This window comes from uncultured Corynebacterium sp. (assembly GCF_947253065.1).
Classification (GTDB): Bacteria; Actinomycetota; Actinomycetes; order Mycobacteriales; family Mycobacteriaceae; genus Corynebacterium.
The window spans coordinates 1-20,929 of sequence record NZ_CAMXWS010000015.1 but is presented as its reverse complement, the minus strand read 5'-3'; the positions used below and the strand labels follow the sequence as shown (position 1 = coordinate 20,929).

At 60.5% G+C, this 20,929-nt stretch carries 22 protein-coding genes; 11 read left to right on the top strand and 11 right to left on the bottom strand.

What is annotated here, in order from left to right; translation table 11 throughout:
* Nucleotides 1–59 precede the first annotated feature (59 nt).
* Together Q0X21_RS05375 and Q0X21_RS05370 are read right to left on the bottom strand one after the other, a co-directional pair.
* Nucleotides 60–2,540, bottom strand: a complete 2,481-nt coding sequence (locus Q0X21_RS05375) for a hypothetical protein (RefSeq protein WP_297850787.1) — start codon at nt 2,538–2,540, stop codon at nt 60–62.
* A complete protein-coding gene (locus Q0X21_RS05370) occupies nt 2,540–3,412 on the bottom strand; it encodes an NUDIX hydrolase (protein WP_297850785.1) in 873 nt (290 codons plus the stop codon). Before Q0X21_RS05370 ends, Q0X21_RS05375 begins: the two co-directional genes overlap by 1 nt.
* 109 nt (nt 3,413–3,521) lie before the next feature.
* Here Q0X21_RS05370 and Q0X21_RS05365 point away from each other — a divergent pair, with 109 nt between their 5' ends.
* The 8 genes from Q0X21_RS05365 to Q0X21_RS05330 all read left to right on the top strand — a co-directional run bounded on the left by Q0X21_RS05365 (nt 3,522) and on the right by Q0X21_RS05330 (nt 9,639).
* Nucleotides 3,522–5,015 carry a CCA tRNA nucleotidyltransferase gene (locus Q0X21_RS05365; RefSeq protein WP_297850783.1) on the top strand — a complete coding sequence of 498 codons (1,494 nt, stop codon included), beginning with the start codon at nt 3,522–3,524 and terminating at the stop codon, nt 5,013–5,015.
* Nucleotides 5,008–5,616 carry a YqgE/AlgH family protein gene (locus Q0X21_RS05360; protein ID WP_297850781.1) on the top strand — a complete coding sequence of 203 codons (609 nt, stop codon included), beginning with the start codon at nt 5,008–5,010 and terminating at the stop codon, nt 5,614–5,616. The genes Q0X21_RS05365 and Q0X21_RS05360 overlap by 8 nt, the downstream gene beginning before the upstream one ends.
* A 2-nt stretch (nt 5,617–5,618) precedes the next feature.
* Complete coding sequence (locus Q0X21_RS05355; protein WP_297850779.1) at nt 5,619–6,338, top strand: AzlC family ABC transporter permease; 720 nt, start codon at nt 5,619–5,621, stop codon at nt 6,336–6,338.
* Nucleotides 6,339–6,340: 2 nt separating this feature from the next.
* Nucleotides 6,341–6,688 carry a branched-chain amino acid transporter permease gene (locus tag Q0X21_RS05350; protein WP_297850778.1) on the top strand — a complete coding sequence of 116 codons (348 nt, stop codon included), beginning with the start codon at nt 6,341–6,343 and terminating at the stop codon, nt 6,686–6,688.
* Between the two features lie 120 nt (nt 6,689–6,808).
* Entirely contained in the window at nt 6,809–7,180 is a 372-nt protein-coding gene (locus Q0X21_RS05345; protein ID WP_297850776.1) for a hypothetical protein, read from the top strand.
* 22 nt (nt 7,181–7,202) lie between these two features.
* Nucleotides 7,203–7,325: a hypothetical protein gene (locus Q0X21_RS05340; protein ID WP_297850773.1), complete on the top strand. Its 123-nt coding sequence runs from the start codon at nt 7,203–7,205 to the stop codon at nt 7,323–7,325.
* 10 nt (nt 7,326–7,335) lie between these two features.
* A complete protein-coding gene (locus Q0X21_RS05335) occupies nt 7,336–7,890 on the top strand; it encodes a hypothetical protein (RefSeq protein ID WP_297850771.1) in 555 nt (184 codons plus the stop codon).
* A 171-nt stretch (nt 7,891–8,061) separates the two neighbouring features.
* Nucleotides 8,062–9,639 (top strand): HNH endonuclease signature motif containing protein, encoded by a 1,578-nt coding sequence (locus Q0X21_RS05330; protein WP_297850769.1) that lies wholly within the window; start codon nt 8,062–8,064, stop codon nt 9,637–9,639.
* On the opposite strand, the gene Q0X21_RS05325 is transcribed toward Q0X21_RS05330, so the two are convergent.
* Genes Q0X21_RS05325 through Q0X21_RS05285 form a run of 9 tightly spaced genes read right to left on the bottom strand, consistent with a single transcriptional unit; the run spans nt 9,636 to nt 17,652 of the window.
* Nucleotides 9,636–9,947 carry a hypothetical protein gene (locus tag Q0X21_RS05325; RefSeq protein WP_297850767.1) on the bottom strand — a complete coding sequence of 104 codons (312 nt, stop codon included), beginning with the start codon at nt 9,945–9,947 and terminating at the stop codon, nt 9,636–9,638. The two genes, Q0X21_RS05330 and Q0X21_RS05325, sit on opposite strands and share 4 nt — an antisense overlap.
* An 18-nt stretch (nt 9,948–9,965) precedes the next feature.
* Nucleotides 9,966–10,364: a Rieske (2Fe-2S) protein gene (locus tag Q0X21_RS05320; protein ID WP_297850765.1), complete on the bottom strand. Its 399-nt coding sequence runs from the start codon at nt 10,362–10,364 to the stop codon at nt 9,966–9,968.
* Nucleotides 10,361–11,203 carry a tryptophan synthase subunit alpha gene (gene trpA, locus Q0X21_RS05315; protein WP_297850763.1) on the bottom strand — a complete coding sequence of 281 codons (843 nt, stop codon included), beginning with the start codon at nt 11,201–11,203 and terminating at the stop codon, nt 10,361–10,363. The genes Q0X21_RS05320 and trpA overlap by 4 nt, the downstream gene beginning before the upstream one ends.
* Nucleotides 11,203–12,459 (bottom strand): tryptophan synthase subunit beta, encoded by a 1,257-nt coding sequence (trpB, locus tag Q0X21_RS05310; RefSeq protein ID WP_297850761.1) that lies wholly within the window; start codon nt 12,457–12,459, stop codon nt 11,203–11,205. The genes trpA and trpB overlap by 1 nt, the downstream gene beginning before the upstream one ends.
* 45 nt (nt 12,460–12,504) lie before the next feature.
* Nucleotides 12,505–13,917 carry a bifunctional indole-3-glycerol-phosphate synthase TrpC/phosphoribosylanthranilate isomerase TrpF gene (gene trpCF / locus Q0X21_RS05305; RefSeq protein ID WP_297850809.1) on the bottom strand — a complete coding sequence of 471 codons (1,413 nt, stop codon included), beginning with the start codon at nt 13,915–13,917 and terminating at the stop codon, nt 12,505–12,507.
* Nucleotides 13,918–13,966: 49 nt separating this feature from the next.
* Nucleotides 13,967–14,995, bottom strand: a complete 1,029-nt coding sequence (gene trpD / locus Q0X21_RS05300; RefSeq protein ID WP_297850759.1) for an anthranilate phosphoribosyltransferase — start codon at nt 14,993–14,995, stop codon at nt 13,967–13,969.
* Complete coding sequence (locus Q0X21_RS05295) at nt 14,988–15,656, bottom strand: glutamine amidotransferase-related protein (protein ID WP_297850757.1); 669 nt, start codon at nt 15,654–15,656, stop codon at nt 14,988–14,990. The genes trpD and Q0X21_RS05295 overlap by 8 nt, the downstream gene beginning before the upstream one ends.
* Nucleotides 15,653–17,194, bottom strand: coding sequence for an anthranilate synthase component 1 (locus tag Q0X21_RS05290; protein WP_297850755.1), 1,542 nt, complete (start codon nt 17,192–17,194; stop codon nt 15,653–15,655). The genes Q0X21_RS05295 and Q0X21_RS05290 overlap by 4 nt, the downstream gene beginning before the upstream one ends.
* Nucleotides 17,195–17,220: 26 nt before the next feature.
* Nucleotides 17,221–17,652, bottom strand: coding sequence for an SdpI family protein (locus Q0X21_RS05285; RefSeq protein WP_297850754.1), 432 nt, complete (start codon nt 17,650–17,652; stop codon nt 17,221–17,223).
* A gap of 178 nt (nt 17,653–17,830) precedes the next feature.
* On the opposite strand from Q0X21_RS05285, the gene Q0X21_RS05280 reads away from it, so the two are divergent.
* The 3 genes from Q0X21_RS05280 to Q0X21_RS05270 form a co-directional block, all read left to right on the top strand.
* Nucleotides 17,831–19,045 carry a dicarboxylate/amino acid:cation symporter gene (locus tag Q0X21_RS05280; RefSeq protein ID WP_297850752.1) on the top strand — a complete coding sequence of 405 codons (1,215 nt, stop codon included), beginning with the start codon at nt 17,831–17,833 and terminating at the stop codon, nt 19,043–19,045.
* A gap of 99 nt (nt 19,046–19,144) precedes the next feature.
* On the top strand, nt 19,145–20,590 hold the full coding sequence (locus tag Q0X21_RS05275; protein WP_297850750.1) for a DUF5129 domain-containing protein: 1,446 nt from the start codon (nt 19,145–19,147) through the stop codon (nt 20,588–20,590).
* A 21-nt stretch (nt 20,591–20,611) separates the two neighbouring features.
* Nucleotides 20,612–20,929: flavodoxin domain-containing protein (locus Q0X21_RS05270; RefSeq protein WP_297850748.1), on the top strand; the 318-nt coding region annotated here is incomplete at its 3' end.

Sequence of the window (20,929 nt, the reverse complement as noted above, 5' to 3'; positions counted from 1 at the left end):
GTTTGAAAAAGAATCCTTGGCACCTGAAATAGTCCTAGGAATTCTGGGTCAAGGGTATGTTAGTCGGCTTGCGCTGAATCTCTATTACGTCGGCGTTTCCCCAATTGCGCGGCGACGGCTGCCACGAACAGCCCACCCAGCAGCGAGATGAGCACCCAATTGCTTATCGACGCCCCCGCCGTTTGCACCCCGATCTCCACCGGTTGCGAAATCGGCTGGTTTTGCGGAGTGGCCAGGTAGAGCTGCAGATCCGACCGTTGCGCATCAGAAGGCAGGTCCGCTGTCATCTGCAAGGTGAGTGAGCCGCGCGCTGGGATCCGGAATTTCGCAGGCGTGTTCAGCGTGGCCCCTTCTGGCCCGCGGTAGAGGATCGTGGCGTCCACGGGCAGTGGCAGACCATTTTCTGCCACGATGAGCAGCGGTGATGATGCCGAGGTACGCGTGTACACATTTCCCGGCGGCAGCAGCGCGATCGAGGCTCTCAGGCCCGCCAGTGTGTCGCGGTCACCATTGAGCCGTTCCCTTGTGCGTGTTTCAGCCTCAGTGAATGTGGTGTATGCGCGACGGCCAGTGACCGTTAAAGCAGTCAATAGATCCGCCCGCAGTGGCTGCGTGTATCCGTAGCGCGTCAGCGCGATCACGTCATCATTGGCCAGTAGCGCAGTCAGGTCATTGATGAAGCGGGCTTGCTGCCCGGTATTCAATACCTCGGTGTCTGCGAATGCAGCCGGGTCTGAATCAGGTACGCCAAGCGCGTTTATATCCGCAGGTGCTGCATCTTTTGGCGCTGCCACATAGTCTTCGAAGGCCAGCGGGGTGGCCACGCGCTCAGTGAACAGTGCGGTGACGGTCTCCATCACTGCCCTCGCCGTCGAGGCCTCCCATGCCGCTGGCGGGGTGACCAATGTGGGGTCCGACTCCTGCCCTTCTGGAATTGTCTGGGCTGCCTGTGCAGCTGTGCGAACAGCAGTGGCCGCCGTCAGATCGCGAGCTTTAGTGGAGTCCAGCGTGAAGTCATACCGCGAAATCTCGCTCGAGTACCCAGGTGTTTCCGGTCGTGGCCCTGTCGCTGCCAGTGTGGCGCCCAGTCCCGCATCAAAGGTCACCGCCGCGACTCCAGGGGAGAGCGTGGCAAAGCGCGAATCCCCGGTATTCACCGTGTTGCTTGCCACCAATACTCGGACTGGTTCCTGCGGTTCTGGGGCTGTCACGCCGCCTGCTTGGGGCAGGTTCGGGTTATCCAGGTTGCTGCGCTGCTCCCCCATCACACGCCCACCGGGCGCATTGGTCTTCTTCGTCTGCGCTGCTTGATCCTGCTCCCACGCCGTATGCATGCCGGTGGTGGCCATGGTGGATTGGCTTAAGTCTGCCCAGCCCATGCCACGTGCGGCTTCTGGCACGAGGTATCCCGCGCCGGGCACAACAATATTGTGCAGTACCGGTGACTGGAGGATGCGCTCAACGGTGAATGGTCCGCGTTCGACGGATTCACGCATGAGCCATTTATCGCCCGTGCGTGCCACTGCATTCAAGTCAGTATTAGCCCAGGGCAGAGCAACGGTGCAGTTGTCTTTGGTTGCCTCGCGCAGCTTGTCCAGCCACGCTTTTGCATCCGCTGCTCCCCTGCCTTCTTCAGAATTGGCAGTGGAATCGTCTTCACCCCAGGAATCGCGCAACCGTTTACGTTTGGTCTCCGCGGTCGGCCTGTCATCATCCACGGTGTAGCCCTGTGTCATCCGGTCGACGGTGTCCAGCAACGCTGGATCAATAGCCAGGCAAGTCGCCTGGTGGGTGCCATCAAAATCGGTGTAGGTATCCACCAACTGGTCCAGGCGTCCACCCGGCGCGATCTGGTCAGCCAGTTGTTCCGAGGACAGGATCAGTGGTGGGCGGTTGGGTGCTTCACCCGTCTCCCCCGGCACGATGTCCACCGGCGCGGAGATCGGGTACAGCATGCTCAGCCCGGCTGGAGTGTCTTGTTCAGCGTCTTCTGCCCCGGCTTCTTCCCCAGGCGCGCCCGTGACAGTCATGTGCCACCGTTCGCTGTCCAAGTTCACGCCGTCTTGGGCAAGCAGCAGCATCATCGGGAAAGTGCTGTCAAAGGGTTGCTGCACGGTGGGAATGGTGACTTTGACCTCGGTCTCCTCCCCCGGTGCCAAGGTGGGCACGTCTACGGCTTTGCCTGCTGGGGAGTACTCACTCACCGCTGCCACGGTCGCTGCTCGCGCATCTGCCACTGAGCCAGATGCGGGACCTTCCAGGGGCGCGATGGTCAGTTCAGAGATCTCTGTGTCAGATTCATTGCGGACCCGTACGGTCACGTCGATGGGGTGGCCGGAGGGGACGGTCAGGGGGGCGTCGATAAGCGAAAGCTTGAGCCCTTGCTTCCCGTCGGTCGGGCGGATTTGGTCGTTGATCCACTGGTGCGCGACCGCTGGGTCATTCGGATTGATCGGAACTGGCTCGGCGTGTGCGGGGAGCGGGCATGCAAGAACCGCGGCCGCGAGTATCGCAGCCGTTTTTTGCGTGCGTCGGTGCATCACCGCGGCGTGGTCCTTCCCGCTTCTTTTTCTGCGCGCGCCAGGTCCGGCATCTGGTCGTAGGCGATGCGTGCGAGTTTGCGCTCATCCGCGTACGCGAGGTGTTCAATCAGTTCGCTGACCGGTACCCAGGTGACTTCGGTGACTTCCGGGTCTTCGTCGTTAAGCACGCCGTCGACATAGCGCAGCAAATTGTGGTGGACCGTCTTGTGGATGCGCACGCCGTCGGAGACAAACCAATAATCAATCGTGCCCAGCTCAGCGAACGGTTCGCCCGTGATTCCGGTTTCTTCCCACACTTCGCGGCGTGCTGTGTCCCACTGGTGTTCACCCGGCTCGACGTGCCCCTTCGGCATGGACCACAGCAAACGTCCACGGCGGTCCAGACGCCCGATCAGCGCGACATAAATCTGCGACATGTCCACGGAACCATTCGCCGCGACGGCCTCCGCCATGCCCGAAACAACAAGGCCGCCCGCCGAAGTCTCGTCGCGGGTCTCCATATTCGCCGACGCATAATGCGCGCTTGACGACGGCCTCCGGTACCTATTTCCCCTGTTATTCCTGCTATTTCGGTGGTTCTTGCCGCGACCGTTGCGCTGATTATTGCGCTGGTTATTGCGCTGTTGGTTGCTGCCGCCACGACGTTTGCGGCGACGCTTATTCCCTTGGCTATTTCCTTGGTTGTTGCCCTCGGTGCTGCCCTGATTCTTGCCCTGATTCTTGTTCTGGCTGTTGTTGTGGCCATTGTTCTGGGCGCTATTTTGGTTTGTGCTCTTATTGTGGGCATGGCTGGTCGCGCGCCGACGCCGTTTGCGGGGGCGCGATCTGCGGTGCGGCGATGATTGCTCGCCGGGGGAATTTTCAGCCATCGTATGAATGGTATCCGTCCGCGGTGCGCATGTGGAACTTGAGGACCGATGTGGGTGGTTTGCCTGTGGCTGTAAGGTTATGCAGGTGACCACCCCAAAGAGCAGCGCGATGAATTCGACCGATCCAGCCGATCTGTTCAACCTGCCTGAAAAAGGCGATCCAACGGCTTTTATTGCTTTGCTCGCCCGCGCTGAGGCAGCGGTGGGTGAGCTCGCTGACCTGCTGGGACCCCTCGCTTCTGCCTTTGCGGCGCAGGGCGAGTCGCTCTATCTCGTCGGCGGCCCGGTCCGTGATGCGATGCTGGGGCGCTTGGGCCATGACCTTGACTTCACCACTTCTGCCCGCCCGGAGACGATCAAGGCGATTCTTTCCGAGTGGGGTGAGGCCGTGTGGGATACCGGAATTGAATTCGGCACTGTGTCCACCGTGAAGCAGGGCCAGCAGGTGGAGGTGACTACCTTCCGCGCTGATCTTTATGACGGTGTGACCCGCAACCCCGAGGTCACCTTCGGCGACACCATTGAGGGCGATCTGGTCCGCCGTGATTTCCGCGCGAATGCCATGGCGATCGAGCTGCTTCCCGCCGATGACGGCACGTTGTCGCTCGATTTCCATGACCCGGTTGACGGCTTGAAGGACCTGTTGAATCGCACCTTGGACACCCCGCAGGCACCTGAGGTGAGCTTCCGCGACGATCCGCTGCGCATGCTGCGCGCCGCACGCTTTGTCTCCCAGTTGGGCTTCACTGTCAGCCCGCGGGTGAAGCAGGCGATGACAGACATGGCGGATGAGATCGGTCGCATCACCGTTGAGCGCGTGCAGGCTGAGCTGGACAAACTCATGTTGGGCATCCAGCCGTGGGAGGGCATCGACCTGCTCGTGGAGACGGGCTTGGCCGGGCACATTCTCCCGGAGATTCCCGCGCTGCAGCTCGAGCGTGACGAGCACATGCAGCACAAGGACGTCTACGCCCACTCCCTCACCGTGCTGCGCCAGGCCACCGAGCTCGAGGACGAGGGCCCCGATCTGAAGTTGCGGTGGGCGGCGCTCTTGCACGACATCGGCAAGCCCGATACCCGCGACATCAAGCCCGGCGGTGGCGTTTCCTTCCACCACCATGAGGTCGTTGGCGCGAAGCTCACCCGCAAGCGCATGCGCAAGTTGAAGTACCCGAAGCACGTCATCGAGGACGTGGGCCAGCTCGTGTACCTGCACATGCGCTTCCACGGTTTCGGCGAGGGCCAGTGGACTGATTCCGCGGTACGCCGCTACGTCACGGATGCCGGCGACCTCCTCCCGCGCCTGCACAAGCTTGTTCGCGCCGACTGCACCACGCGCAATCCGAAGAAGGCCGCGCGTTTGCGCCGCACCTACGATGAGCTCGAGGAACGCATCGCAGACATCTCCGCCAAGGAGGACCTCGCCCGCGTGCGTCCGGACCTTGACGGCAATGAGATCATGCAGATCCTCGACCTCAAGCCAGGCCCTGAGGTGGGCAAGGCGTGGAAGTACATGAAGGACCTGCGCCTCGAGCGCGGCGAGCTCGACCACGACGAGGCCGTCGCGGAGCTCAAGGCTTGGTGGGAGAAGGAAAATGGCTGAGTTTTTCTACGCGGACCGCTTATTTACCGCGCTCGAACGCGAAACCCCAGCGCCAGGCATGCTGCTTGTTTCCGCGCCGGGCATGCTCGCGGATGACTTCGCGCGCACCGTCATTTTGCTTATCGACGTCTCCCCCGAAGCCACCTTCGGCGTCGTCCTCAACCGCCGCTCTGAGCTGGCTGTTCACTCCGTTTTGCCCGAGTGGCTGCCGCAGGTGGCAAAGCCGCAGGCCCTCTACGTCGGCGGTCCCCTCCGCCCGCAGGCCGCTATCGCCGTCGGCATGACCGCTTCTGGCACCGTCATTGAGGACCACCCGGAGTTCACCCGCCTGGCTAACCGCCTCGTGCACGTGAACCTGCGTGCTGATCCGAACAGTGTCGATGGGCTCCTGGAGGGCATGCGCGTCTTTTCCGGTTATGCCGAGTGGGCTCCGGGCCAGCTCGACGAGGAGATTGAGCGTGGCGATTGGTACGTCGCACCAGCCCTGCCCACCGATGTCATCGCGCCCGCCGCGACTGATTTGTACAGCGACGTGCTGCGTCGTCAGCCGATGCCCCTGCCCCTCTTCTCGACCTTCCCTGCCGACCTCGAGGACAACTAGCCATGGATCGGGAGATCCGCGCCGCCCTCAAAGACCTCTGGGTCGTCGGCCTTGGACTGATTCCCCTCGGCCTCGCATTCGGCCTGGTCATGACTCAAGCTGGCTTTGCCTGGTGGTGGACGCCGATTTTCTCGGTTGTCATCTATGCGGGGTCGATGGAGTTCCTCGCCGTGCAGCTCGTTTCCGCCGGTGTCGGCCCACTGTCCGCCGCGGTCACGGGTTTCATGGTGAATTTCCGCCATATTTTCTACGGCCTGACCTTCCCGCGCCACCGCATTTCATCGCGTCTCGGCCGTGCATATGCCACCTACGCGCTTACCGACGAAACCTACGCCGTCATCTCCTCCCTTCCACCCTCCACCCGCGCGACCCTTACCGGCACCCGCATTCTCAAAACAGAGATCGTCTGCCAGCTCCTTTGGGTCATCCCCGGCATTCTTGGTGCCCTCCTCGGCGTGGTTATCCCGCCGGAGGTCAAGGGCATGGATTTCGCTCTAACCGCCCTCTTCGTGGTCCTCACCTACGAGTCATTCGTTTCTAACCGCGACTTCTCCCTGCCGATTACCGCCACCGCGATCGCCATCGTCTTCGCCATCATCGCTCCCAGCTGGCTGCTGATGATCGCCCTGACCACCTATTTCCTCGTCCTGGTGCTGCGCTACTCCATGCCTACTGTCGATCGCGCCCTTGAACTCCGCATTCCCTGCGAAGGAGGCAACTAACCATGGGTCTCCCCGAAGGCGTCACCCTGTCCATGGTCGCCGCCGTCCTCATCCCGGTGGCTATCGTCACCGTCCTGCTGCGCGCGCTCCCCTTTAGCTTCTTGCGCCTGCTCAAGGACAGCCCCGTCATCCAATTCCTCGGCGCCACCATGCCGGTCGGCGTGATGACAGTCCTGGTCATCTACACCCTGTCCTCCATCGCGCAAGACTCCTCGCTCCCCCACGGCCTCGCCGCAGCCCTGATCGCTTCCGCGCTCACCCTCGGTCTCCACATTTGGCGCCGTCGCGCTGGCCTGTCGATCCTCGCCGGCACCGCCTGCTACATGGTGCTAGTGAACCTGGTCTTCTAACGACCAGGTAATTTTGCAGCCAAATTAAAATTTGGCGAACTTTTAGGGAACACGCTGTTCAGCGCCGATTCTCCGGGTTAATCTGCACGTGATCTGTCATTCCCACTCAAGGAGATCCTCATGAAGCGTCGATTCATTGCCGCCAGCCTCGCTACCGCAACTGCTCTGTCCCTGTCCGTCGCCCCCGCCCACGCTGATATCGATGATATCGAGCTCCCAATGACCTCTTCCTACGAGTCCAGCAGCAAAAGGATCGACAAGCGCCTGAAGGACGCTAATGCTTCCGGCAATCCGAAGGAGATTGTTCGTGCTATTGACATCGCCTCAGCCTTTGAAAAGTTCATGCAGCCTTCTTACGACAACGACCTGAACAACGGGTACAAGCTCGGCACCACCTTCGACATCCTCTGGGGCACCGGTCTTGCGGTAGCGATCCTCGCTGCAGCTGGTGGCTACGCCTACCAGAACGGCATGATTCAGCTCCCGTTCTAAAAACCGGGGATTTTTGCGTGGCATGGTTTCCATGCCAGGGGCGTCGATAAGCAACTGCTCCTTGCGTCTCGGTGAACTTTGCATGAACGCGCTGCTGGATATTCGCGCTGGTCTTATGCTTGCGGTGCCGTATTTCCGTCGCTGAAGGAGCACTGATGAAGCGCCGTTTCGCCGCCGCATTCCTGTCCGTCACTCTCGTCGCTGGCGCCGTGCCTGCGCACGCCGAAGCCGGACGCGAGGTGGATCAGCGCAGCTCGCTCAAGCCACTTTTTGAGCTTAGCTCTCCTGCTCATAGCTCCGAGCACCTCAGCTTCGCCACCGATGAGGAACTCAAGGACAAGTGGGGTGCCGCCACCCGGAAGGGGCACTTCTCCCCTCTGGTGGAACGGATCTATGACCTTGAGGTCCCGGACGATCTCGAAGGTCGCATGGAAAATGTCGACCCGAACTGGGACAAGTATGAAGCCAACGACTCCGCTAATGCCGTGCTTGGTAGCTCCTTGAAGTGGGATGCCGCGCGTGGCGTGCAGCTCGGCCGTGCGTTGGATGGCTGGATCGCCAGCGGTGTCACCATCGCACTTCTCGCTGGCCTCATTGGTGGACTGACAGCGGCGAATAACGCTGGCTTGATCAGCCTTCCGTCCCCCGCTGATCTTCAGCGCATGCAGGCAGATTTGCGACGCCAAGTTGAGGCGCAGCTGCCACAGTAATTTCGACTCCTGTCGTTCGAAAACCTAGGTTATCCACAGGGTTGACCTGGCTTTTCTTGCTGGTAGTCGAACACGCAAGCGAATCTAAAGGCTGTGACAAGGGGTATGGTTCACCCCATGTGAAAGAGTGTTCTATGCAACCACAACAAACACTCACTGAAAGCCACCACAATGACTGCAGCGAGACCACCGGAAAAGAAAGACACCGACCCGAACTACAACCCATCCACTACTCATCACCAGCAGGCGAAAAAACCGCCATTTTTTGCCACCGAGAATCCCGACGATCCTATCTGCCGCGCTGGCATGGGGATCCGGCAGGAACAAACGAATATCTTCGCGCAGTATGCGCTCGCCAGCCCGCACGAGTCTTCTGAAGACCACGACCGGGAAGTTGCCCAGATCACCACGTTGACCGGCATGTCTAAGGGCCGGGTCGACTACGCGATCACTTCGTACATGTGCCTGCGTAACCTGCCAAAGCTGCGTGCCCTCCAGCTCGCCTACTACCGTCTGGACATCGATCGCATCGGTGCGATCGCCAACGGTCTCGCGGATCTCGGCGTGAATGTCACGGAGGAGGTCTACGCCAAATTCGATGACATGCTCGTCTCTCTGTTCAGCGCGAACAAGATGGGCCAGCAGCTCCCTACCGTCACCTCCATCACGCGCCGCATCAACGCCATGATTGGAGACTTCGACTCCACCGCCGCCTACGACGACAAGAAGCGCAAGGACCGCGAGGAAGAACCAAAGAAATTCGATCCCGGCGAAGGTGAAATTTCTTTCACCACCCCGCCGTCCGGCTCAGGCGATCCCGGCACCGGATTCATGAATGTCGGCGGCGACAGCACCAAGATCGCTGCGATGCGCGCAGAGATCAACGCCACCGCCCGCGAACACGGCGTTTCCCAGTGGGAGGCACTTGACCTGCTCATTTTCCGCAAGGTTCAGCCCACCGCGGCCACCATTTACGGCTACGCGCCACTCGTCAACGGCGTGCCCGACCAGTCGAAGGCAGTATTCCTTCCCGGCTTCGGATGGACCACCGCCGCAGGCACCGAACGCTTCCACGACATGGCCAACTGCATCATCGACCTTGAGGAATACAAGGACCACACGGTCGCCGGTTACGTCGCGCCGGACAAGGTCAAAGCCTACGTTCGTGGCCGCGACGGAACCTGCATCTTCCCTGGTTGCACCCGGTCCGCGTGGAGCTGCCAGCTCGACCACCGCATCCCCTACGACGACGGTGGCCAAACCACCGCATCCAATCTCTACTGCCTCTGCGCGCACCACCACAACCTGAAAACCGACCGCCGCGCGTTCTACGTGCCCGACCCGGTCACGGGCGAAATCATCTGGCTTTTCGACGACGGAACCTACGCCCGCACGGAATCCGAAGGCTTCATCGGCTCTCAGGTCACCCCGACCGCACCGCGTTGGCGGGCATCTTCCGAGGACATTCAGCGCCGGCGCAGAAAAAACGCCCATTTTTTCGCCAAAGGGCACACGCTTATCGACGCTTACGAGGCTCGCCGCCCCGCCCCCACCAACACTGATTCTGAAGCCAACACTGACATGAACACGGAACCCATCACCTACGAAGAGTGCATGTCCGCGATCACGGAACTGGAGAAGGAATTTGGGATGGACTTCCCCTTCAGGCCCGAGCCTCCGCAAAAAACGGGCGATTTTTCGGAATCGTGTGAACCTGAAGAAGGAAAGGAGGACAACCCGCCGTTCTAGAGACTTGGAAAAAGTGCCTGAGCTTCTGCCCAGAGGCCTTCGAAGTCCTCGGCATCAAGCATGTGGGATTCGATGTCTTCGAAATTGGAGAGCTGGTCGGGGTGAGGGACGACGTCGAGAGGCGTGTTTGCGCTGCCGTGGGTTTTGCCGTCGATGAATGCGCCCACGATGGTGTCGTTTGGCGTGAGTTCGATCATGCGGACCATGCGGCAGGATGTGCGCGTCGTGTCGATTTCTTCAAGCTCGGCGACGTTGACCAGGCCGCTACCGTCGGGCGCGGTGAAAACCGTCTTGACGTAGAGGTGCATTAAAAAATCCCCGTTTTTCTACTCTTCGCCAGCGATGACGTTGCTGCCTTCTTCGCGCACCGGGACCGTGGTCATGCCGGTCGCGGCGGGACCAGAAACTGGCTCGCCAGTGGCGATGTTGAACACGGACCCGTGGGATGGGCAACGCACGGTGTCGCCGTCGACTTGGGTGATCGGGCTGCCCTGGTGCGGGCAGCGGGTGGAGTAGGCGACGAACTCACCCTCGGTCGGTTGGGCGATGATGATGTTGTCCACGATCACCGCGCTGCCGACCGGGACCTGAGTTGCGGCGACTTCAGCGGACGGTGCCTTTCCGCAGGCAGCGATGAAGGCGCCCGCGAAGGTCGTAGCGGTGCCCAGCAGGAAGGTGCGACGGGAGCAGGAGGGGCCGGACGTGGGACGGGGGAAGTCAGTCATGACTTGATCGTAGCCTGCTTCATGGTGGTCACGTACTCGCGAAGCTCGGATTTGAGGGCATCCATGTCCCGGACGGTGCCCGGGTTCGGGTGGGTGTAGTCGACGTGAGCGTCGATGATCTTCGCAATGGCGGAGCCAGTGATCGCGCCAGCGGCACCAGCAGCGACGGCATCGGCCACGTGCTGCGGGGTGGAGATACCGAAGCCGAGGAGGACGGGGGCGCCGCCGTAGGTGGAGATGTTGGAGACGACGTCGGCAAGCCCTTGGGTCTGCGATTCGTGCTCCGTGCCGGTGACACCGTCGCGGGAGATAGCGTAGATGTAGCCGCGGGAATTGGCGGCAACACCTTCGAGCACCTCGGGACGTGCCTGAGCTGGAGCGATGAAGACCGGGTCGATGCCGGCGGCCTCAGCGGCAGCGATGAACGGAGCTCCCTCGCGGACGGGTACATCGGGGATCAGGACGGCGTCGGCACCAACTTCGTGCAGTTCGCTATAGAACTTCTCCAGGCCCCGGACGTACGGCACATTTGCGTAGACGAGCATGCCGATCGGGGTATCCGGGTGGCGGCGCCGGATCTCACGGATCTGGTCGAAGCACTTATCCACGTTGGCTCCCCCGTCCAGTGCTCGCAGGTGAGACTTCTGGATGGTCGGGCCGTCGGCAGCTGGGTCGGAGAAGGGGATGCCGAGCTCGAGGGCGTCGGCGCCGGCGTCGATAAGCGTGCTGATGATGTCTACGGCATCTTCGGCGGACGGGTCGCCCAGCATGACAAAGGGGACAAATGCGCCTTCGTTTTTGGCGTCGAGTGCCGTGAAAAGTGATTCGAAGCGGGACATTATTTCTCCTCCGAGGTGTTCAGAACGTACTCCGGGTGCTCTTCGAGGGTGTGCTGGACGTGGGCGATGTCCTTGTCGCCGCGGCCAGACAGGGAAACGAGAATGGTGGTCGGCGTCTGCGACTCCTTGGCCTCCTCGGCGCGACGCAGCGCGTAGCCGAGTGCGTGGGAGGACTCGAGCGCAGGGATGATGCCCTCATCGCGGGACAGCTTCTGGAACGCACGCAGGGCCTCGCCATCTGTGACCGCGACGTACTTCGCGCGTCCGGATTTGGCTAGGTGGGCGTGCTGCGGGCCGACCGCCGGGTAGTCCAGCCCGGCGGAAATGGAGTAGGACTCCTCGATCTGTCCATCCGCATCGCGCATGAGGTAGGACTTCGTGCCGTGCAGAATACCGACGGTACCTGCGTTGATAGCGGCACCATGCTTGCCGGAATCCATGCCCTCACCACCCGGTTCGGCACCGACGAGCTCGACGGATTCCTCCTCGATGAACTCGGCGAACATGCCGATCGCATTGGACCCACCGCCGACGCATGCAACGACGACATCGGGCAGGCTGCCCGTGCGCTCTTGAATCTGAGCCTTTGCCTCCTCGGAAATGACCTTGTGGAACTCGCGCACCAGCGTTGGGAACGGGTGCGGGCCGGCAGCGGTGCCCAGCAAGTAGTGGGACTCATGGAAGGTCGCGGTCCAATCACGCAACGCCTCATTGACCGCGTCCTTGAGGGTGCCGGAACCGGAATCGACACCGATGACCTTAGCGCCCATCAGGCGCATGCGGTACACATTCGGGGCCTGACGTTCCATGTCCTTGGCGCCCATGTAGATCACGCAATCAAGATCCATCAGTGCACACGCGAGAGCGGTTGCAGTGCCGTGCTGCCCCGCACCGGTCTCGGCGATGATGCGCTTCTTCCCCATCTTCTTCGCCAGCAGCGCCTGACCGATCACCTGGTTGGTCTTGTGGGCGCCACCGTGAACCAGGTCTTCCCGCTTGAGGAAGATCCGGGCGTAGTCATTGCCCTTGGTCAAGTTCTTCGCCTCGGTCAGTGGCGTCGGACGGCCAAGGTAATCACGGAGTAGGCTGCGGTACTCTTCCATGAACTCGGGGTCATTCCATGCATCGACGAATGCTTTTTCAAGCTGGTCAAGTGCCGGGAGCAAAGATTCGGCGACGAACTGCCCGCCGAATTCACCGAAATACGCAGGCAGAATGGTCTTTCCGCCAGTGCGTGCGTCTGTGGAATCAGTCATGGAATGTCCTTGGTCAATATCGAAGTACTTGTTACTAAGTGTTGTTCAGTAGTGGAAGTTACGGATTTGCTCGAAAGCCAGTCGTAGTGCGCCAGCATCCTTCGCGCCAGACCACTCGCCCGAATCAGTTCCGTATTCCACACCAGAGTTTAGGTCGACACCGAGGCAACCGGTGGACAACGCAGCGTCGACATTGTCCGGCCCCAGTCCCCCAGCAAGGAGAGCATGGGAACGGACTTCTGCGGGGATCGTGGACCAATCGAAGCTAGTTCCAGAACCTCCGTCCTTCGCGTCCAGCACAAGCTTATCGACGTCACCGATCAGCCCCTTTGCCACCGCCGGACCGTCTGGTTCTGACATTGATACTGCGCGCCAGATCTCTACTGCGGGGTTGACGGCATGGACCTCTTCGCGGATCCGGGCGATGAGTGCCCTTTCGTCGTCGAGCGAGCCTTGGAGCGGTGCATGGATCTGCACAGCGTGGATGTTCGGGAAGACGAGCTCTGCCCAGTTCTCGGTGCGTCGACTAACTGCCACGTAGTGGAGGCCGGGTTCGTTGGCGATGATGTTTTCCGCTGTTTCACGTGAAACATTGCGCGGGCTTGCTTCCTCGAAGATGAGTCCGCCGTAGACAGCGCCGACTGCGCGAGCGGTCTGGGCGGCGGTGTGCGAGGTGAGTCCGCAGACCTTATTCGGGCCGTAGACCAACATGCGAGCTGCCCAATCGATATCAGGTGTGCCGGTCAGATGGGAACCGACGAGGAAGCCATCGGAGTGGCCACCGAGGCGTCGGACGGTCTCGACGTCACGGATACCAGACTCGGAGACGACGAGAGCGCCTTCGGGAGCGAGAGGTGCGAGACGTGCGGAACGTTCGATGTCGATCGAGAGATCGTGCAGGTTACGGTGGTTGACGCCGAAGATTTTTGCGCCGAGCTTCTTTGCGCGGGCGGCCTCCTCTTCGTCGATGACTTCGGTGAGGACATCGAGACCAAGACGGTCAGCCTCAGCGGAGAGAGCTGCGTACTCCTCGTCGTCGAGGACGCTCAGCATCAGCAGAATTGCGTCGGCGCCGAAATAGCGTGCCGCGTGAATCTGCACTGGGTCGATGATGAAGTCTTTGCACAGTACCGGCAAGTGCGTGGTGGCAGAAACGGTGGCGAGGTGATCGTAATCTCCCCCGAAGCGCTCCGGTTCGCACAGTACGGAGATGCCAGCGGCGTACCGCGAATAGATGGACGCGATCTGGCCGGGCTCATAATGCTCGCGGATCATACCGAGTGAAGGCGAAGAGGACTTGCACTCCATGATGAACCGCGTGCCGGGGCGCGCGAGCGAATCATAAAGGGAACGCTCGGACCGTGGAAGCGACGACGGGTCAACGTGGGAGATGCGAGCCTTAATTTCGTCAATGTGACGTTTTCGCGATAGGACAATGTCCTCGAGCACGGTCGGCATACCCGCAGAATGGCCTGTGCCGGATCCGTGCTGGTCAGAGACCTGTGAGTTACTCACTGTAATCAGCTCCCTCGTGGGTGGCGAGCCATTCGCGCACCGTGCCGTCGGCAAGCAGCTTCTTAGCACGCTCAACGCCGGATTTGATGTCAGCGTCCATCCCGTAGAGGTAGAACATCGCGCCCGCGGTGGCGGTGACCGCATCGCGGTGAGCGTCCGGACCGGTGCCGTCGAAGATCGCGCGGATCGCAGCGGCATTCTCCTTGCCGTCACCACCCACGAGCTCTTCGAGCGAATAGGTGGGCAGGCCCATGTCCTCCGGAGTGATGGTGTAGTGCTCGATATTTCCTTCGCGGTCGAGCTCCCACACCTGCGTCTCGCCGTGGACGGCGATCTCGTCGGTGCCGGCGCCGTGAACAATTAGCGCGCGACCGCGACCGAGCTCGCGCATTGTCTCAGCGATCATCTGCCCCTGCTTCGGGTTGGCAATGCCCATGATCTGGAACTCCGGACGCCCAGGCGCTAGAAGCGGACCGAGCGTGTTGAACAAGGTGGGGACACCCAAGGATTTACGAACCGGCTGGACATGTGCAATCGCCGGGTTATAGGCGGGGGCGAAGAGGAAGGTGAAATTCGAGGCCTCGAACTGGCGGACAGCGCGATCCGGGTCCAGGTCAAGAGGGATATTCAGGGCCTCGAGCACATCAGCCGAACCGGACTTAGAAGACACGGAGCGGTTGCCACACTTGATCATTTTGATTCCACCAGCAGCTGCGACCAGGGAAGCTGCAGTGGTGATATTGATGGTGTTCTTGCCATCGCCACCCGTGCCAGCGGTATCCATGAGGCCCTCGCCGGTGATCGGGAAGGGGCGACCGGCGGCGAGGAATGCCTTTGCGGCGCCAGCGATGTCAGCGAAAGTCTCGCCACGGGTACGCACGGTGGCGAGGAGGGCGGCGATGTGAACATCGTCGTAATCACCAACTGTTAGGGGCACAAAGGCTTCGATGGCCTCCTCGAGGGTCGGCTGTTTGTTGTCCAGAAAAACGCGAAGGGTTTCCAGAGCGGATTGACTAGCCATTTAGATCACCTTTCATAGAGTGCCCCAATAATTGGTCGACACAGCGCTGCAAAAGTACTGGTCCCTTGGGCGTGAGAATAGATTCGGGGTGGAATTGGAGGCCGATGGACATCCCATCCGACGATTCAGCGGCCATGACCACATCGCCGTTAGAGGTCTCCACGCGAGCCAACGCGACCAAACCATTGGGGATATCAACGGTTCCCAACGAGTGGTAGCGAGCCACCGGAACGAGTCGGCCAGGCGTGTCACCGTGCTCCGGACCAGTGTCGGTGGTGAGCCCCTGGAACAGCGGGTGCCCAATCCCTTCGTCGGTGAGATACATGGCCTCACTGACACCGTGGACAGGCCCACACGGAGTGACGCGGCCACCGAAGTGCTCAACGAGCGCCTGATAACCGAGGCAGATGCCCAGTAGTGGGATCTTTCCCTGCACCCGGTTGATCAGCTCCATCATGCAGCCGGCATCTCCCGGGTAGCCCGGGCCTGGCGACAAAATGATGAGGTCTGGATTGACTTCGAGCACTTGGTCAGCAGTGACGGTGTTGCGGAAGACGGTGAATTCCACGTCAGGGATCGTGGATAGTGCGTCGACAAGGTTGTAAACGAAGGAATCCTGGTTATCCAGCAATACGATGCGCGCTGGAGCATTGGTGCTCATCGGATCACCTCCACTTCCTGGCCAGAGGCCATCGCGATGGCGCTGAGAACGGCATACGCCTTGTGCAAGGTCTCATCTGCCTCTGATTGCGGGACAGAATCACGAACCACTCCTGCTCCGGCCTGCACCGTTGCTACTCCCCCATGGACATATGCGGAGCGGATGACAATGCAGGTATCGAAATCGCCGTTGCCGCGGAGGTAGCCGACGGCACCGCCATAAGAGCCACGGCGCACGCCCTCCAGCTCACGGATCAGTTCCGTTGCGCGCAGCTTCGGGGCGCCAGTGAGCGTGCCCATATTCATTGACGCACGGTAAGCGTCGAGAGCATCGAGGTCGGAAGCAAGTGTCGCGGTCACACGGGAAACCAGGTGCATGACACGCGAATAGCGATCCACCTGCAAAAGCTCCCGAACCTTGCGGGTGCCGGGCTCAGCCACACGAGCCATGTCATTGCGCGCGAGATCGACGAGCATGGTGTGCTCGGCGATCTCCTTGGCGTCGGTACGCAATTCAAGCTCCATGCGCGTATCGAGCTCGTGCGTTTCGCCACGCGGGCGCGTGCCTGCGATCGGATACAACTGCACCTCACGGGATGCGGAATCGTATTTCAGATTCGATTCAGGAGAGGCCCCGAACAGCTCATACGGCTCGCCATTGCGGTCCAACCCGCGCACGTAGAACATGTACGGCGAAGGATTATTCTCACGCAAGCACTGGTACGCGGCGAATGCATCCGGACAATCCAGGGTGAACGAACGCGCAGGGACCACCTGGTAGATATCACCGTTATAAATATTGTCTTTTAACTTGTCCACATCGCGGCGGAAATCCGAGTCATTGATGCTGGCCTCCACGCGCAAAGGTCCTTGCGCACGAGTTGGGCGCGGGGCTGGGGGCTCGGCGTCGTCGATAAGCGCGGCGAAATCACGCATTCGCTTATCGACGTCTCCCCTTCCCCCGTCCACTCCCGTCAACCGCGCGGTGCCCGCCTGGTGGTCGATAGTGAGCACGATATCCGCGAGAATGAACTGGTAATCGGGGTACGTATTCGTGCCCTCGCCGACGCGCGGCAGGTCTTCGAATGTGGCCAAATAGTCGAAAGCGAAGCCGCCAACGAGCATCGGCAGCGTCGCGTACTCCGCATCGGTGTAGCCCGCATCAAACGTCAACGCACGAAGAACGTCCGCGGAACTCGGAGCGATGAGACGCTCGCGCTCGTCCGCGGCATTAGAAACCGGGAAGCTGAAGCTGCGCTGACCCGTCGCATATTCCTGCAGTTGCTCATTCAAACGGTCAGCGATGGCTTCCCCGTCCGGGCTGAGCACATCCACGACGACATCCGGGCCGTTGCACGTGATGCGCAAAGAAGCACCGAGCACCGCGACTGACTGCAGGCCCGACTTCGTGGTGATGTCCGCGCTTTCCAGCAGCACGACATCAGTCATCTCCGTGCCACCAATTGCTGTGAAGAGATTCGACGCGTCAGCGTGATAGCGCACCTTGCGGTGAGTAACCTCCGGGCGAAATTCGCTCACGGCTGGCCTCCTTTCTGCTGTTGAGACTACCTGCCGTCAGCTTCGCGGGCGGCGTTACGCAAAGCCCCGAGATCGACCTGAGGTGCTGGCTCGGTCTCGGCTTCTGCTTTTGCTTCCTTCGCTTCAGCGAAGAGTCGTGCCGCGCGTGCACCCTGATTGCCAGCTGCTGCGAGCGCTGCGATGGCCACCACTGCCAGAACGACCGGGCCAACCCACAGCCAGCCATTAGCGATGAATGCAAATGCCGCTCCGAAGCCCAGGGCCAAACCACCGAGGATCAAGTACGGGCCGGCAACCTTGTGTGCCTTCACCCAGACTTCCTCGTCCTTACGCACCTCGGGCACGTGCAGACCCACGACATTATTGCCGGGCAGACGGCCCAACGTGGCAAGCACGCCCGGAATCAACAGCGCCAGAGCGAAGACAATGAAAACAACACCGATAACCACGCCAGTCATAAACCAAGAGTCTACTTTCCATGTGACCCATGGCACGGTATCGGGGGGTGCTGGGAAAACGACTGTTTTCCTCCAAGGGGTCATCTCGTGGAGAATAGTAATTAATAAGGCGCAGTGCCGTCTTATTCATTTCCCGTACCAAAGCCTTAATTCAGGCATACCGAGCAAAGAGAAAAACATGAACACTAAGTCGATCACGAGATCGCTGCTGTTCTGGATCGTCGTGGCCATCGTGCTCGGCGTCTGCTGCAGCTTCTTCTTTCCTGAGTGGCTCGCCCGCATTTTCGTCACCTTCAACGGGCTCTTCTCCAACTTTCTGGGCTTCTTCGTCCCACTCCTCATTTTCGCGCTGATCACTCCTGCGATCGCGAGCCTCGGCCGTGGCGCGGGCAAGTGGCTCGGCATCACCGCTGGCATTGCCTACGGTTCGACGGTGATCTCTGGCCTGATCGCGTGGGGTCTCTCCACAGCGCTCTACCCGTGGCTGCTGGGAGACCAGAACCTTGTCACTGATGTCGATGATGTCGATGCCGGTGCCCTCTCCCCGTTCTTCGAGGTGGAAATCCCCGCACCTTTCGAGGTGATGACCGGCCTGGTGCTTGCATTCTGCGTTGGTCTGGCCATGACCGCGGTGAAGTCGGACACCTTGTACAAGGTCGCCACGGAGCTTGAGGGTGTGATTATGAAGGTGGTCACGTCGTTCGTGATCCCGCTGCTGCCGCTGTTCATTTTCGGCATCTTCCTGAATATGGGCATGAACGATAATTTCGGTGCGACGATGGCCGCATTCGGCAAGGTGCTCGCCCTGGCCGTCATCATGACCATTATTCTGCTTGTGGTCCAGTACCTGATCGCTGGTGCTGTCGCTGGCGTGAACCCGTTCGTCGCCCTGCGCAATATGCTGCCGGCCTACTTCACCGCGCTGGGCACGTCTTCTTCTGCTGCTTCGATTCCGGTCACGCTCCGTTCCGCGTTGAACAACAAGGTTGACGAAAACGTCGCGGGCTTCGTCGTTCCGCTTTGCGCGACGATTCACCTGTCCGGCTCGATGATGAAGATCGGTCTCTACGCCTTCGCCGTCATCTACATGGGCGGCATGGACGTTTCCTGGGGTCTCTCCCTCGGCTTCATTCTCCTGCTCGGCATCATGATGATCGCTGCCCCGGGCGTACCGGGCGGCGCGATCATGGCGGCAACCGGTCTGCTCGCCTCGATGCTCGGGTTCAACGATGACATGGTTGCGCTCATGATCGCCGCCTACATCGTCATCGACTCCTTTGGTACCGCAGCCAACGTCACGGGTGACGGCGCGATCGCGCTGGTTCTCAACCGCTTTGCTGCTGGCAAGATCGAAGGCCACAAGGATGAGCACGAGGAGCGTGTCGACGCCTAGTACACACCTGCTCTCCTTCCAACAGTCCATGTTTCACGTGAAACATGGACTGTTTTCTTGTGCCCGGACTGTGGTCGTGGTCGGCGTTAAAATGTCCGCATGAACTCAAAGCAGCTCCTTGCCGGAATCGGAGTCACAGCGGCGCTCGCAGCAGGCGGGGCTGCTACTGGTTACGCCATCACGGATATTCCCGAGCCCGATCAAGTCGTGGTCGAGCAAGGTGCTGCCGCGGAAGTGACCATCGACGATCCCGATGATGTCCTCTCCCCCGAAGACGAGGCCCGCATGCTCAAGGACGCACAGCGCCTCGATACTCCCGCTGTGGTGACGGACCTCCACTACATGGTCTTTGCCACCAACCATGAGAATGTGCTTGATACCGTTCAGGAATACGTGCGCGATAACTACCCCGAGATGATCGGCAACGCGGACAACGAGGACAATCGCTTTGCCGACGGCACGATGATCATCGGCGTTGGTCTCGATCCGCGCCAAGCATTCGGGTATTACGGCGATGATGTGGCGAACCAACTGCAGGTCGATTACGGCCAGCGTGACGAGGAAGTTCTGGATGCCATGAAGCCCGGCGTCCGTGATAGCAATATCCCAGCGGGTCTCTTCGCATCTGCGCGCGTGGCCATGGACACCCAGGCAGCAGCGGACTACCGGATCAGCGAAGCGAAAGACGACCGCACTGGCGCCATGCTGGGACTCGGCTTCGGTGGTCTCGGCCTGGGCACCGCCGGTAGCGCCACCGTGATCGGCATCTCAAACAGTCGACGTAAGAAGATTCAGCAAGCACGCGAGGACTACCGTTCAATCACCACGGAATATGCGACATTGGCTGGACGCCTCGACCAGATCGATATCCGCGCCAATTCTGTGTCGTCATCCTTTGCCGATGCAGAGCTACGCAAACAGTGGAATGTAGTACGTGACACATTCTTCGGCTACCACGATGCTGTCAGCGGTGCTGGCGGTATCGGCGACATTCAGATCGACGATGACAAGGCCGCGCTACGCAACCACAAGAAACTCCGCAAGGCAGCGGAATCCGTCGAGCATGTCTCAAATGCAGAGGACAATATCAACCGTCTCTTCGACATCGAGCAGGGCGATCCCAGCACCCGCCGCGCAGCACTCACCGATATCCGCAAGGACGTTATTGAAGCTAAGCACCAAGTCAAAGACAAGGAACTCAGCCGCGACTTGGCCCTGTTGGAAGACCGCCTCAATCAGCTCGACGCGAATCCGGCATCGCCCAGCTTCGTGGACGACTTCGTCCGCGTCCTCGGCGATTACCGCCTGCTTCTCGACGAAGTGAAGCGCCGCGAATTCTCCGACGTCAAGGAATACGAGCCCCTGCGCAAGCCCGCCATCTACGACAACAGCTACACCTATTACGGCTACGTCCCCTTCGTGGTCATGAACGACTGGCACACCAGCAATGTCGAGGCACACGAAGCACACACCTCGAGCAGCAGCACGTCCCCGGGTGTTGCCTCGTCTGGGTTCTCCGCTGCAGGAAGCTCTTCGTCTTTCTAAGCCCAGCCGTAGAATTAAGGCATGACCACCGTTTTCTACGCCACGCACTACGGTTCCACCAAGCAATACGCCGACGCACTAGCCACACGGTTGGGCACTGAAGCCCACGAGATCGACAACGACAGCGCGACGCTTATTGATGCCGGCCCCATCATCGTCCTCTCCCCCATCCACGGCCCTTCCCATCCGGGAGTGAAATTTCTAAAGCAGGTGGGTGCGGGGATCGTCGAAAAGCACAAAGTGTGCCTGGCTACTGTCGGCATGACTCTCGATGAGGTCGTCGTGGAGCAGGACCCCGCGCGTGAGCTGCTCGGCGGACTCGCTGACCACGTGAAACGT